Origin of the sequence: Alloiococcus otitis ATCC 51267, assembly GCF_000315445.1 — a bacterium.
GTDB classification, from domain to species: Bacteria; Bacillota; Bacilli; order Lactobacillales; family Carnobacteriaceae_A; genus Alloiococcus; species Alloiococcus otitis.
The window spans coordinates 286,539-300,833 of record NZ_JH992958.1; the positions used below are offsets into that span (position 1 = coordinate 286,539).

The 14,295-nt window shown below is 43.1% G+C and carries 10 protein-coding genes; all 10 read left to right on the forward strand.

Annotated elements, in window-relative coordinates; translation table 11 throughout:
* Window positions 1-521 precede the first annotated feature (521 nt).
* Window positions 522-1,736 (forward strand): 3-hydroxyacyl-CoA dehydrogenase, encoded by a 1,215-nt coding sequence (locus HMPREF9698_RS03860; RefSeq protein WP_003777486.1) that lies wholly within the window; start codon window positions 522-524, stop codon window positions 1,734-1,736.
* A 218-nt stretch (window positions 1,737-1,954) separates the two neighbouring features.
* On the forward strand, window positions 1,955-3,778 hold the full coding sequence (locus HMPREF9698_RS03865) for a 3-hydroxyacyl-CoA dehydrogenase (protein ID WP_003777488.1): 1,824 nt from the start codon (window positions 1,955-1,957) through the stop codon (window positions 3,776-3,778).
* Between the two features lie 217 nt (window positions 3,779-3,995).
* Window positions 3,996-5,864 (forward strand): heavy metal translocating P-type ATPase, encoded by a 1,869-nt coding sequence (locus tag HMPREF9698_RS03870; RefSeq protein ID WP_003777490.1) that lies wholly within the window; start codon window positions 3,996-3,998, stop codon window positions 5,862-5,864.
* A 116-nt stretch (window positions 5,865-5,980) separates the two neighbouring features.
* On the forward strand, window positions 5,981-6,304 hold the full coding sequence (locus tag HMPREF9698_RS03875) for a hypothetical protein (RefSeq protein WP_003777492.1): 324 nt from the start codon (window positions 5,981-5,983) through the stop codon (window positions 6,302-6,304).
* A 19-nt stretch (window positions 6,305-6,323) separates the two neighbouring features.
* Entirely contained in the window at window positions 6,324-6,557 is a 234-nt protein-coding gene (locus HMPREF9698_RS03880; RefSeq protein WP_003777494.1) for a heavy-metal-associated domain-containing protein, read from the forward strand.
* Window positions 6,558-6,598: 41 nt separating this feature from the next.
* Window positions 6,599-7,279: a Crp/Fnr family transcriptional regulator gene (locus tag HMPREF9698_RS03885; RefSeq protein ID WP_003777495.1), complete on the forward strand. Its 681-nt coding sequence runs from the start codon at window positions 6,599-6,601 to the stop codon at window positions 7,277-7,279.
* Between the two features lie 334 nt (window positions 7,280-7,613).
* A complete protein-coding gene (locus HMPREF9698_RS03890) occupies window positions 7,614-9,446 on the forward strand; it encodes a 3-hydroxyacyl-CoA dehydrogenase (protein WP_245530956.1) in 1,833 nt (610 codons plus the stop codon).
* A gap of 397 nt (window positions 9,447-9,843) precedes the next feature.
* On the forward strand, window positions 9,844-10,590 hold the full coding sequence (locus HMPREF9698_RS03895) for an SDR family NAD(P)-dependent oxidoreductase (RefSeq protein WP_003777499.1): 747 nt from the start codon (window positions 9,844-9,846) through the stop codon (window positions 10,588-10,590).
* A gap of 428 nt (window positions 10,591-11,018) precedes the next feature.
* On the forward strand, window positions 11,019-12,851 hold the full coding sequence (locus HMPREF9698_RS03900; RefSeq protein ID WP_003777501.1) for a 3-hydroxyacyl-CoA dehydrogenase: 1,833 nt from the start codon (window positions 11,019-11,021) through the stop codon (window positions 12,849-12,851).
* Between the two features lie 563 nt (window positions 12,852-13,414).
* A partial coding sequence (gene ltrA, locus HMPREF9698_RS03905; RefSeq protein ID WP_003777502.1) for a group II intron reverse transcriptase/maturase occupies window positions 13,415-14,295 on the forward strand: 881 nt, incomplete at its 3' end.

Consider the following 14,295-nt stretch of genomic DNA (forward strand, 5'->3'; position numbering starts at 1 on the left):
GCCAGCTAGTCCTTGCTTAGAAGAAAACGAGCCTACTGGACTCCAGTAGGCTCGTTTTTAGTTTGGAGGGTATCTTGCTTAATGACCTTGCCCGGTTTGGTAGATTTTGGAAAACTATGGAACTGTCTTTGTGTAAGATTTAAATATAACTTTTGTTCTTAGATCACCTATAGCAATTCTCGTATAACATTTGTTGTTTGAGAAAAATATTGGTGAATTCTCGAATAACAAGAGTTGTTTGAGAAAAACCAGGAATATTCTCGAATAACCAATGTTGTTTGAGAATTCCAGGAAAAAATTCTCAAACTTGACTTCCAGTTTGAGAATAACGTATGTTTCCAAACCTGAAATTTCCCTCACACTGGATTTGCCTTGCCCACAGTCCTTTCTAAAGGGGTTAAAGCTAGCCAATTCTCATTTGGAAGACTTGACACAAGCAATTTGATTGCGCTTACAAAGCTAAAATCCTATAATGAAGCTAAGATTGGAAGAAAGACAAGGAAAGAAAGGGAGTTGTTTGCATGATTGAACACGTTACTATTGCAGGTGGAGGAGTCTTGGGGTCCCAAATTGCCATCCAGACTGCTGTGTCTGGCTTTAAAGTCACCATTTACGATGTGGTCGAAGAGGGCTTAGATGGGGCTAAGAATAAAATTGAACAGTACATCCCCCGCTTTGAAAAAGAATCAAAAAAAGACTATAGTCATGATGAATTAAGACAGGCAGCTGACAGCATTACTTACACCACTGACATCAAGGAGGCTGGGAAAGAAGCTGACTTGGTGATTGAAGCCATTATTGAGAAATTGCCAGTTAAAAAGGACTTTTATCAAGACCTCAACCAGGCTTGCCCAGACCACACCCTCTTTGCTACCAACACTTCAACCCTCCTGCCCTCTGATTTTATGGCAGAAACTGGCCGACCAGACCAATTTTTAGCCATCCACTTTGCCAATGAAATCTGGCACCGGAATATTGCTGAAATAATGCGGACGGAAAAGACATCCGATGAAAGCTTTGACCAGGCAGTCGACTTTGCCAAGGCTATTAACATGGTCCCTATCCCCTTGTTTAAGGAGCAGTCGGGCTATATCTTAAACAGCTTACTGAGACCTTTTTTCAATGCTGGCTACTACCTCCTAGCGACAAGCGATAGTTCAGCCCAGGACATTGACCGGGCTTGGATCCAGGCAACCGGTGCCCATGACGGACCCTTTAGTATTGTTGACCACATTGGGATTGAAACACCGAAGAATATACTCCAAGACCAGGTAGAAGCTGACCCAGACCAGGCTGAAGACTGGCTTAAGGATACGGTTGCCCTATTTGAGTCCATGATTGAAAAAGGTCAAGGGGGTAAATTAGACGGCAAGGGCTTTTATGACTATGATGGGACCCCTGCCTTCCAAGAAGAGGGCTTTACCGACCAGGCCAGTGATATTGGCTTTAAGGATTTTGGTCAGACCTCGCAAGACCCAGACAAGAACCGAGACCAGGCCATCTACACTAGACTTTTGACCAGTGTCTTAGAAGGGGCCTTAAAACTCTATGTTAAGGGAGTTAGTGAAAAAGATACCATAGACCAGGTCTGGCAAATCACCCGGGATTTAGAATGGGGACCTTTCTCTGTGATCCAAGAAATTGGGCCGGACCAGGTCTACCAAGTTTTTAAAGATCGGTACGGCGGTCGACCTTCTGACTTGGAAAACCAGGTTTTAGAAGAACTAAAAAATTAATCACAGCAGTCAAAAGGCTACTCAGTCGGGTAGCCTTTTTTGCTTTGAGGGATTTAACTTGTCCTATCTTTGTGAAAAATGTATAATATTATTGACCGAGGCTTGAGAGACAGCCTGGTAGTGGGTAGTCTGATTTTGTTTCATGAATGCAAACGATTTCATTCTGCCCAGTTATTGGCAAAAATAATAAAAAATAAGATGCAAGGAGATGTTTTATTTTGGTTAAGAATGTAACGATTGCAGGCGGTGGCGTTTTAGGTTCGCAGATTGCCTTCCAGACCGCTGTTTCCGGCTTTAATGTAACCGTTTATGACATTGATGAGAATGCTGCCAAATCAGCCCGCAAAAAAATCGACAACTTCATCCCAAGCTATGTTGCAGATTTGGGCAAAGACGAAGATGAATTGAAGAAAATTGCGGACAATATAACTTACACCACTAACTTGAAAGAAGCAGCCCAGGATGCTGATTTGGTGATTGAAGCCATTGCCGAAAACCTTGACATTAAAAGAGACTTCTATTCTGACTTGAATGAAGCAGCTGGCCCAGACACTATTTTTGCGACCAACAGCTCCTCCCTCCTACCAAGTGACTTTAAAGATGCTACAGGCCGTCCAGACAAGTTCCTAGCCATCCACTTTGCCAATGAAATCTGGAAACGGAATATTGCAGAAGTAATGGGAACAGAAGATACTGACCCAGAAGTTTATCAAACCGTTAAACAATTTGCCCAAGACATTCACATGGTGCCGATCGAATTAAACTTCGAAAAAGCAGGCTATGTCCTCAACTCCCTCCTGATCCCTATCTTAGATGCAGCTAAGGAACTCCTAGGTAAAGGCATTGCAACAGTTGATGTTATCGACAAAACTTGGATGAAGGCTGGGGGCAATGGCTTAGGTCCATTTGGTATCTTAGACATGATAGGCTTACGGACAGACCTAGAAATTTCTAAAACCAAATACCAAAGCAACCAACAAGACTGGTTGAAAGGCTACATCGAGGAAGCTGAAGAAAAAGTTGAAAAAGGTCAAATTGGAAAACAAGATGGCAAAGGCTTCTACGACTACCCTAACCCAGCTTTTGAGTCAGATGATTTCTTTAACAACCCTGAAGACATAAAAGAACTCAAACACGGCTTCAAAAAAGTCTTGGTAGCAGGTGCCGGTGTCCTTGGTTCACAAATTGCCTACTTGACTGCAACAGGTGACTTCCAAGTGGTCTTGTACGATATCGACCAAGATGCTATTGACAGTGGCAAGGAAAGACTGGAAGACATTGCCAAACAATATGCAGGAGACATGGACGTGTCCCAAGACCAAGCAGACAAGTACTTGGACAATATCAGCCTAACCACTGATATCAAAGAGGCGGCAGACGATGTAGACTTGGTCATTGAAGCGGTCTCCGAAAACCCTGACATCAAACGGTCTTTCTACGGTGACTTGACTGAAGTCTTGCCAGATAAAGCTTATATTGCAACCAACACTTCTTCCCTCCTTCCAAGTGACCTAGAAGGAATGACTGACCGCCCAGAAAAATTTGCTTCTCTCCACTTTGCTAACCGAATTTGGAAAAACAACACTGGTGAAGTCATGCCCGGTAGCCAAACCTCTGATGAGTTCTTTGACAAACTCTTGGCTTTTGCCCGGGACATCCACCTATTAGTCCTACCGCTTAAAAAGGAAAAAGATGGCTATATCCTAAACTCCATCTTGATCCCACACCTTATCGCAGCCTTGGACTTGGTTGCTAGCGGTGCAGCTGAAGTTGAAACGATTGATAAAACCTGGATGATCAGCCAGCAAGTCGACCGTGGACCTTTCGCTAAGATTGACCGAATTGGCCTAGAAACGGTTAAAAACATTATCAGCATAAGAAGAGACAAGGCTGGCGACAGTAAAGAAGGTCAAAAACTTCAAAAAATCCTAGACCTCTTAAATGAAAAAATAGATAAAAACGAAGGCGGTATGGGATCTGGCAAAGGATTCTACACCTACCCTGACCCAGCCTTTGAACAAGATGCCTTCTTAAAAGCCTAGATTGGCCTAGCTATAGAGGAAGCTTAAACTGATGAACCTCCACTTATTGGATGATAAGTGGGGGTTTTTATTTGTCGACCTTAAAGGCAATTAGTCCATGTTAGGGGAAAAATAAACTGGGCTGTCTAAACTTGACCACTGTCAATGAGGGGTCAAGTGATCCAATGTAAGATTGAAGTATCAAAAGATACAACAATTTTACTATAGGAGGTCAATCATGCAAAAAGTTAAGACCTGGCTACTGGGCCATAAAAATCAGATTATGGTCGGTCAAGTTATTTTACTTATAGCTAGCATTATCGCCAAATTTGTTTGGCAATCAAGGTCCACTTATTTTTGGACTTTTGCCCTAGCAGGCATCCTGGGGACTTTGCCCATCCTGGTCCAGGCCCTGGAAGCTTTAAAAGTTAAAGTGGTTTCGATTGATGTCTTAGTCTCTATAGCGGCCATCGGGGCTATGGTTATTGAGAATGTGGAAGAAGCGGCTGTGGTGACCTTTCTTTTCCTCTTTGGTTCCTGGTTAGAAGGCAAGACCCTGGCCTATACCCGGTCTTCCATTAAAGACCTAAGTCAGATGGCCCCAGAAACAGCCCTAGTAAAAGCACAAGATGGGTCCTTTCAAGAAAGGGATGTAGACTTGCTAGAAGAGGGGGATGTGGTCTTGGTTAAAACAGGGGCCAAACTGGCAGTTGACGGGACCGTTGTCAAGGGGGAAGGCTACTTGAATGAAGCTGCTATTAGCGGAGAATCAAGTCCTGTCTATAAAAGCCAGGGCGATCAAGCTAGGGCAGGGACTATACTGGAAAATGGCAGTCTTCAAGTCCAAGCTGACAAGGTTGGTGAAGATACGACATTTGGTCGGATTATCAGCCTGGTTGAAGAAGCCCAGGATGCCAAGTCTTCAACTGAACGCTTTATCGATAAATTTGCCAAATATTACACTCCTGGCGTCCTCTTGCTTGGCATTTTGGTGGGACTTTTTAGCCAGGATATAGAACTGGCCATCACCATTTTGGTGCTTGGCTGTCCTGGAGCATTGGTCATCGGGGTCCCGGTGTCGAATGTGGCAGGGATCGGTAATGGAGCTAAACACGGTGTTCTCTTAAAGGGGTCTGAGTCGATTCAAGCATTCGCCGGAGTCGACACCATGGTCTTTGACAAAACAGGAACTTTGACCCTGGGCCAAGCTCAAGTTACCGATGCCCAGTATTTTAGTGAAGACTTTGACCAAGCCCTAAGCTACTTGGCTAGTTTGGAACAGGAATCAGACCACCCTCTAGCCAAAGCCATCCTCGCTTATCTGGGGGACCCCAGCCCAAGCAGCTTGAAAGAAGCTGTCGACATCCAGGCCATCAAGGGGGGCGGGATTACAGGACAAGTAGGAGGACATACAGTGGCTTGTGGCAACCTCTACATGATGGAAAAATTAGCTATCCCAGTTTCAGAATCAGTCCGTCAAACTAGTCAAGCCTTCCAAGCAAAAGGGAACTCCATCGTTCTCACAGCAGTCGACGGGCAAGTGAAAAGTCTGATGGGCATCCGTGACCAAATCCGGCCCGGCCTCCAAGGCCACTTGGCACAATTACGCCAGCATGGGATCGATACCATGGTTCTGGCCTCCGGTGACAACCAAAAAACCGTCGACCAGGTCAGTCAAAGTCTCGGTTTAGACCAAGCCATTGGGGGGATGCTTCCAGAAGATAAGGTGAATTTGGTCAAGGACTTGCAAGAATCAGGACACAAGTTAGCCTTTATTGGGGACGGTATCAACGACAGCCCCTCCCTAGCCCAAGCTGACATCGGCATTGCCATGGGGTCAGGAACGGATACAGCTATGGATACCTCTGACTTGGTTTTGGTCCAATCAGATTTTGACCATTTGACCCATGCCTTGGGACTCAGCCAAGCTACCAGCCGGAATATGAAGCAGAATATCGTGATAGCTATCTCGGTTGTGGTGGTTTTAGTGGCTATGCTCTTGTGGACTCCTTGGATGAGTATGTCTTTGGGGATGCTGGTCCATGAAGGGAGTATCTTGCTTGTTATTTTTAATGCTATCCGCTTGTTAGCTTACAAAAACAAGTAGTTTGAAATGGTTTTGCCTGATTATTTGCCTTCATTTAGGATTAAATGAAAAACTTGACTCCTATCAATTTAAAGTTTGGATTTTAGGCCTAAGATAAAGGTGAAAGGGGGAGGAAGATGGACAAGCTAGTTGCATTTCTCAAAGATAAAAAGAATGAATTAGACACTTATACTAAGGCCATTACCAAGGTACACGGTCAGGCCCACCCTGAAGTCTATCAAGTACGGCAAATTTACTTGGACATGCAAGCTAAGATAGACCAGGGAGAGGCTGAATTAGACCCAGAATTTGAACAATTAGCCCAAGTGACGGGGCATTATGACCTGCCCGAGGATGCTTGCCAAGCTTTTACCAGTGTTTACCAAGATTTGGAACAAGCTGACCAATTGAGACGGAATACTAATAAGTCCAACTTGAAGCAGAATATAGATGAAGTGTAAAACAAAGGAGAGAGTAAACATGCAAATCGCTACTTTAAAACTGGAAGACTTGACCTGCCCTTCTTGTCAGCAAAAGATTGAAGCCGGAGTCAAGGATGTTCAAGGTGTTGACAAGGACAGTGTCAAAGTACTCTTCAATGCTAGCAAGGTCAAGTTAAAACTAGACGAAGAGGAGACTTCCCTTGAAGCTGTCGCAAATAAAATTGAGGCTTTGGGTTACCAAGTTTTAAAATCCAGTGCTAAAGACCAATAAGTTGAACTGCTACCAGACCATCATGGAAGAGGAGGGAGACCATGGCCGACCACCAGCAAACCTGCCTAAATTCAGTGCCAATTTTTAACCACCTGGATGACGCCTCCTTGGCAATTATATCCAAGAAGGTCTACCATAAGACTATTTCCAAGGGCCAATCCTTGTTCCAAGCTGGCGACCGGACTGACGCTCTTTATGTCGTCCACACAGGAGCACTTAAAGTTTACCGCCTCTTGCACAATGGCCGGGAACAGGTGGTTCAGATACTGGGTCCAGGTGATTTTATTGGGGAAAGTCATGTCTTTATGGAAGAGACTGTCCATGACGATTATGCCCAAGCCTTGGTGGATTCTAGGATTTGTACCATCCACAAGGCAGATTTAGACCGAATCATACTTGATCATCCAGAAATTTCCCTCAAAATTATCGAAATTATGTCCAAACGCCTAGACGACTCCTATAAACAAACCAGTCAGGTGGGGACAGAAAAAGTTGGACAAGCCCTCGCCATGTTTCTACTAGACCTGGTCGACAATGATAGTGAAAGCCCGGTGGTCAAACTGCCCATGTCCCGGAAAGACTTGGCCTCCTATTTGGGGACTAGGTCTGAAACCATCAGCCGAAAATTTAAAGAATTAGAAGAGAAAGGGCTTATTACCCAGAAGACCAGGGCCGATATCCAAATCAATAACTTGGACCACTTGCTTTATTACACTAGCTAAGACTATTAATATCAATCAAAACCGCCAGTTCAAGAGAGCTGGCGGTTTTGATGTGGGATAAATTTCTTTGACTATGTGAAGTTTAATATAAATAAAATTAATAACAATCGATTGTGAAATTAAAATAAAATTATTTATTTGTCAGTACTTATAGAGTCAATTTATTTCACTTGATAATAATCAACCGTTTTAATATAATGAATTTAATAACTAATAAGTCAATTTCACAAGTCGAGCTAAGAAAGGAGTCCCAAGATCAATTCGCCAACAAAGCTAGTAATTATTTAAGTCAGAATGATCGAGAGCCAGTTAGTAAGATTAAAGGACTTAAGGAGTGTTTATATTGGTTAAGAATGTTATGGTAGCAGGCGGCGGAGTACTCGGAAGTCAAATTGCATTTCAATCAGCTGTACACGATTTTGATGTGACTCTTTATGATATTGATGAGGAGGCTGCCAAAGCCGCTCGGAAGAAAATTGAAGCTTACATCCCCCGTTATGTTGAAGATTTAGGTTTAGATGAGGACGACCTCCAAAAAGCAGCAGACAGTATCAAAATTACGACTGACTTGAAGGAAGCTGCCCAGGATGCCGACTTGGTCGTCGAAGCAATTGCAGAGAACCTAGACATTAAAAAAGATTTTTACTCGGATTTAAATGAACTAGCAAAAGAAGATACGATTTTTGCTACCAATAGTTCTGCCCTCTTGCCAAGTGACTTCAAGGATGCTACTGGCCGGACTGACAAATTCTTAGCCCTCCACTTTGCCAATGAAATTTGGGACCGTAACATGGCTGAAGTGATGGGGACGAAGGATACTAACTCTGAAGTCTATGAAACAGTCAAGCAATTTGCTAGAGATATTGGTATGGTGCCGACTGAACTGAACTTTGAAAAAGCTGGTTATGTTTTAAACACTCTCTTGATCCCGGTATTAAGATCAGCAAGAGAACTATTTTCGAAAGAAATTGCTAAGTATGAAGACATTGATCGAGTTTGGTTAAGAGGCCACAATTCTTCCTTAGGACCCTTTGGAATGTTAGACATTGTAGGCTTGGCCACACCACTTGAGCAAGCCAAAAGTCTTTACGAAGAAAGTGGCGAAGACTGGCACAAGACTTTTATCGACTTTGCACAAGACAAAATCGATAAAGGTGAGTCCGGTAAGCAGGATGGGAAAGGATTTTATGACTACCCCAATCCGGCTTTTGAACAAGAAGAATTCTTTGAAAACCGGCAGGAAATCCAAGACCTTAAACATGATATTAAAAAGGTACTGGTAGCAGGTGCCGGTGTCCTTGGCTCTCAAATTGCCTACCAAACAGCAACTGGTGGCTTCGATGTTGTCTTATATGATATTTCTGAGGATGCTTTGGAAGCTGGTAAGGAAAAATTAGAAGCTAGTGCAAAAGATTACGCTGAAGACATGGGTGTTTCCCAAGACCAAGCGAATGACTATTTAAATCAAATTAAGCTAACTTCTGATATTGAAGAGGCAGCAGACGATGTAGACTTGGTTATTGAAGCTGTTTCGGAAAATCCTGATGTCAAAGAATCCTTCTACAGTGACCTTTGTCAAGTTATTCCGGATAAAACAGGTATTGCAACCAATACCTCAACCCTCCTACCGTCTGATCTCGAAGGAATGACTGACCGGCCAGAAAAATTTGCAGCTCTTCACTTTGCCAACCAGATCTGGAAACAAAATACTGGCGAGGTCATGCCGGGAACACAAACTTCTGATGAATTTTTCGATCAATTGCAAGCTTTTGCCCGAGATATTCACCTCCTTGTCCTTCCTCTCCGAAAAGAAAAAGCTGGTTATTTGATTAACTCCATGCTGACGCCCCACTTGCTGAGTGCTTTAGACTTGCTAGCATCTGGTGCTGCTGACTTGGAGACCATCGACCGAACTTGGATGATTGGTTATGATGAAGACAGAGGACCTTTTGCTACGATTGACCGGGTGGGTCTACAAACAACTAAGGACATTGCCGAACTTAGATTAGATCAAGCAGAAGACGACCAGGAGAAAGAGTCGCTTGGACGGATCATCGACCTCTTACAAGAAAAAATCGATAAAGGCGAAAGCGGGGCTGCTGATGGCAAAGGCTTCTACACCTATCCTGACCCAGCTTACCAGTCCGAAGACTTTTTAAAAGCCTAAATGAAGGTATCCACTACTCAAACCCCCAGTTTCCTTGAAGCTGGGGGTTTTAATTTGGGCTGAGATAGTGACTTTTCAGATGCCTAGTTTTTAAGTTATCCTAAATTGTGATATTAACCACAATAAAACAATCTGATTATAGCAGGATGCCAGCTTTGTTTACAATTAATTTACATTTCTTTAGTGAAGCGTTTTACTCGTGCTATGTTTTTCATTTGGATACAATGAAATTAAGCGATAACTGAGGCTTTATAGTATTTTTTAGCTAGGGCCCTGGTTAGAGAAACAGGAATTAATCTATGATTTTTCCAGGTACTAGCCCCTATCGAGCAATGTTAAGAAGACAGTTGTTGCCGTCAGCAGATCGAAAATAAGACACTTCAAGGAGGCTTATTTAATGGGACGTTTAGACAATAAAGTAGCCATTATTACTGGTGGAGCTAGTGGTATTGGGGAAGCAACAGTTGAAGAATTCGTCAAAGAAGGGGCTAAAGTTGTAATCGCTGATATTGGCGAACAAGGGAAAGACCTGGCTGACAAGATTAATGAATCAGGTCATGAGGCCCTTTTTGTTAAAACTGACGTGACAGTAGAAGATGATATTATCAACTTGGTCGACCAAACAGTCGACCGCTTTGGTCAATTGGACATTATGTTCGCTAATGCCGGAATTGCGAAAGACGGCGAAGCTGCAGACCTATCCTATGATGACTGGAAAAAAACCATCGATACCAACCTATCTGGTGTCTTCTTGTCAGACAAATATGCCATCAAACAATTCTTAAAACAAGATTCCGGCGGGGTTATTGTTAATACCGGGTCTATCCACAGCTTTGTCTCCCTACCTAACCCAACTGCCTACTCTGCAGCCAAGGGCGGGGTTAAGTTATTAACCCAAAACATTTGTACAGCCTATGCTGACAAGGGTGTTCGGGTTAATGCTGTTTGCCCAGGCTATGTCAGAACTGCCCTTTTGGATGAGGTGGACGAGGAAACCCTTAAAGAATTACAAGCCCTCCACCCACAAGGTCGCTTGGGAACTGCAGAAGAAATTGCCAAAGTCGTTTTATTCTTGGCTAGTGACGATGCAAGCTATGTGAACGGCACAACCTTGCTAGTTGACGGTGGCTATACTGCCCAATAATATTTTTGATAAAGACCAGACAAAAGACTGAAGAGGTGAAGTCTCCTCTTCAGTCTTTTTCTATGTTTGTTTTAGTTACTTGTGCAATTTGATAGGTTTAGATAATACTAAATAGTGTATAAGCTAGAAAAGTATGATTGTGAAAAAAATTCAATCAGCTTCTTCTCTTTTACTTAAACAGTTCAAAAAATATTCATAAATCAAATACTAAAACGACAGGGCGAAGCGGGATTGCTGACAGTTTAATATTGAGATATTTTCACAAGCTTAAAGATTGTTATATCTCCCAGTTATTACTATAATGAAATTAATAAGATAAAAGTTGGGTTCACAAAGCTAGTCAAGATATTTTCACCCCTTCTCTTATCTTGGTGAATGTTTCAGAAATCTTACTCTATCAGAATAGGAAAACGAAAGGGAGATGTTTTTTGATTAAACAGGTAACGATTGCTGGCGGTGGCGTTTTAGGTTCGCAGATTGCCTTCCAAACCGCAGCTTCAGGCTTTAATGTCACCTTGTATGATATTGATGAGGATGCAGCAGAAGCAGCTCGTGGTAAGCTAAAAGACCTTATTCCTCGCTACCAGGAAGACTTGGGTATTGATGAAGCTAAACTGAAAGAAGTGGTCGATGGGATTACCATCACAACCGACTTGGAAGAAGCTGCTTCTGAAGCTGACTTGGTAGTTGAAGCTATTGCGGAAAATATAGATGTCAAAAAAGACTTTTACTCGGACTTGAACAAGGTTGCGAAAGAAGATACCATATTTGCGACCAACAGTTCTGCCCTCTTGCCAAGTGACTTCAAGGATGCCACTGGTCGGACGGATAAGTTCTTGGCTCTCCACTTTGCCAATGAAATCTGGGACCGTCCCATGGCAGAAGTGATGGGGACTGAAGACACTGATTCAGAAGTTTACGAAACAGTTAAACAGTTTGCCCGTGACATTCACATGACCCCGATCGAACTCAACTTTGAAAAAGCTGGATATGTCTTAAATAACTTATTAATCCCCCTTCTTCGCGCAGGAATAGAACTCTATGCCAATGGAATTGCTGAACCAGAAGTGATTGACAAGACTTGGATGAAAGGCCATGACTCTCCAATGGGTCCATTTGCCATGATTGATATTATTGGCTTAGGCACTCCGCTTGAACAAATGAAGGCCATTTATGAAGAAACCAAGGAAGACTGGCGGAAAGACTTTATCGACTTTGCCCAAGACAAAATTGACAAGGGCGAATCTGGTAAGTTTGACGGCAAAGGTTTCTATGAATACCCTAATCCAGCTTTTGAAGCAGACGACTTCTTTGAAAATCCGAAAGAGATTCAAGACCTCAAACACGACTTTAAAAAAGTCATGGTGGCTGGAGCTGGTGTCTTAGGGTCCCAGATTGCTTACCTGACTGCTAGCGGTGGCTTTGACGTTGTTCTTTACGATATTGATGAAGAAGCGATCGAAAATGGTAAGGAAACCCTAGAAGGAATTGCTAAGGAATATGCTGAAGACATGGATGTTTCAAAAGACCAGGCCAATGAATACCTGGACCGGATTAGCTTGTCCTCAGATATTAAAAAGGCGGCTTCCGATGTAGACTTAGTTATTGAAGCAGTGTCTGAAAACCCTGATATCAAAGAATCCTTCTACGGTGACTTGGCTGAGGTCTTACCAGAGGAAGCTTACATTGCAACCAACACTTCCACCCTCCTACCAAGCGATTTGGAAGGGATGACGGACCGACCAGAGAAATTTGCTGCCCTCCACTTTGCCAACCGTATTTGGAAAAATAACAGTGGTGAAGTCATGCCAGGGACCAAGACGTCAGATGAATTCTTTGACAAACTCCAAGCCTTTGCCAGAGATATTGGTCTGTTGGTCCTACCCCTCCACAAGGAAAAAGATGGCTACATTGTCAACTCCATCCTTATTCCTTACTTGACCAATGCCTTAGACCTCTTGGCAACTGGTGCAGCTGACCTTGAGACTATTGACCGGACTTGGATTCTAGGCTACAAACGTGACAAAGGACCTTTCGCTTCTATTGACACGGTCGGTTTAGAAACCATGAAAAATATTATTGACCTTAACAAAGACAAGGCTGAAGAAGCTGGCGATGAAGAAGAGGTCGACAAACTAAGCCAGATCCTAGACCTCTTAAATGACAAAATTGACAAGGGTGAAACAGGTCGAGCAGCTGGTAAAGGCTTCTACACCTACCCTAATCCAGCCTATGAAGCAGATGACTTCTTAGAAGCTTAATAAAGGCTTAAATTTAAAAAGATAAGAAAAAAACCCCCCTGGTCCAAGACAATGGGCCAGGGGGTTTCTGTATGTGCGCCCGGCATGGGTGACAACTTGGTGGTGAAAGTCCACTGCAGGCCTGGCAGTAGGAACTGTTAGCTGAAGGCAAGGGTGTCCATCGTGAGGTGGAATCTGAAGGAAGCTGGAGGCAAACACTCGCACTGACGAACAGAAACTTCATATCAAGGCTGATTTGAGATGGATGAGCTTGCATAACAAAGTAAAGTCCAATACTGCACAAGTCCCTTTCAGTAAATGAAGCAGTGACATGAGTGGAAGGTTGTCACACCTTACTCGGGGAGGTCTCACTAGCGTTTAGTAGTAACAACGAATAGTGAGAAGTCAGCCGAGGTCATAGTAGCTACGTTGTAGCGAAGGACTGAACAATATTCATACAAAGTATAGAACGGAGGTTAAAGTTTACGAATAGGACAGAAAACAATCGAAGAGATTGGCAATCGGTGGAGAGAATAGGTGGAACCGAAAGGGTAAGCCGATGCGTCTAGTAAACTTTAGGTGAAATGACAGAAATGTATCGTAAGTCTCCAAACTTAATGGAGCAAGTTGTTGACAGAAGAAACTTGGAAACAGCAGCCAAAGCCGTTAAACGGAACAAAGGCGCTGCAGGTATTGACGGTATGACCGTTTTTGAGATAGAGGAGCACATTCAAACGTATTATCAACCCTTACGGAAGAAATTACTTGATGGAACGTATAAGCCTCAACCAGTTAAACGAGTAGAAATACCAAAGCCGAATGGAGAAAAACGAAAGTTAGGTATACCTTGTGTGCGGGATAGAGTTGTTCAACAAGCCATACGGCAAGTAATTGAACCGATTATAGACCCGCACTTCTATGACAACAGTCACGGATTCCGACCAGGGAAAAGCACGCACAGTGCTCTCAAACAATGTGCACAGTATTATAAAGAAGGCTATCGAGTTGTAGTTGATTGTGACCTCAAACAATGCTTTGACACGCTCAATCACGACAAACTTATCTATTATCTTGAACAGTACATCCAAAATAAAATGATACTGAAAATTATCCGTAAGTTTTTGAGAGCGGGTGTAATTGATTTGACTAGCGAATTTATCGCAAGTGAAACAGGGGCACCACAAGGTGGTGTTCTATCACCGCTTTTGAGTAATGTGTACTTACATGAACTGGATAAAGAGTTGGTTAACCGTGGTCACCGATTTGTCCGATACGCAGATGACTTTGTCATCTACGTTAAATCAAAACGAGCCGGTGAACGGGTAATGAACAGCATCACACGCTTTATTGAAAAAGACTTAAAGTTAATCGTCAATCAAGACAAAAGCCAGGTTGGGTCTCCTACCCGTTTAAAGTTTTTGAGCTGTCTGATGAAGCAAGTGAATGGGGATTATCGTTTTATCCC

What these genes read in the sequence shown, in the direction of transcription:
- HMPREF9698_RS03880 (WP_003777494.1), top strand. Translation starts at nt 6,324, where the DNA reads ATGCAAATCGCTACTTTAAAACTGGAAGACTTGACCTGCCCTTCTTGT.
- HMPREF9698_RS03885 (WP_003777495.1), top strand. Translation starts at nt 6,599, where the DNA reads ATGGCCGACCACCAGCAAACCTGCCTAAATTCAGTGCCAATTTTTAAC.
- HMPREF9698_RS03895 (WP_003777499.1), top strand. Translation starts at nt 9,844, where the DNA reads ATGGGACGTTTAGACAATAAAGTAGCCATTATTACTGGTGGAGCTAGT.
- HMPREF9698_RS03870 (WP_003777490.1), top strand. Translation starts at nt 3,996, where the DNA reads ATGCAAAAAGTTAAGACCTGGCTACTGGGCCATAAAAATCAGATTATG.
- HMPREF9698_RS03875 (WP_003777492.1), top strand. Translation starts at nt 5,981, where the DNA reads ATGGACAAGCTAGTTGCATTTCTCAAAGATAAAAAGAATGAATTAGAC.
- HMPREF9698_RS03860 (WP_003777486.1), top strand. Translation starts at nt 522, where the DNA reads ATGATTGAACACGTTACTATTGCAGGTGGAGGAGTCTTGGGGTCCCAA.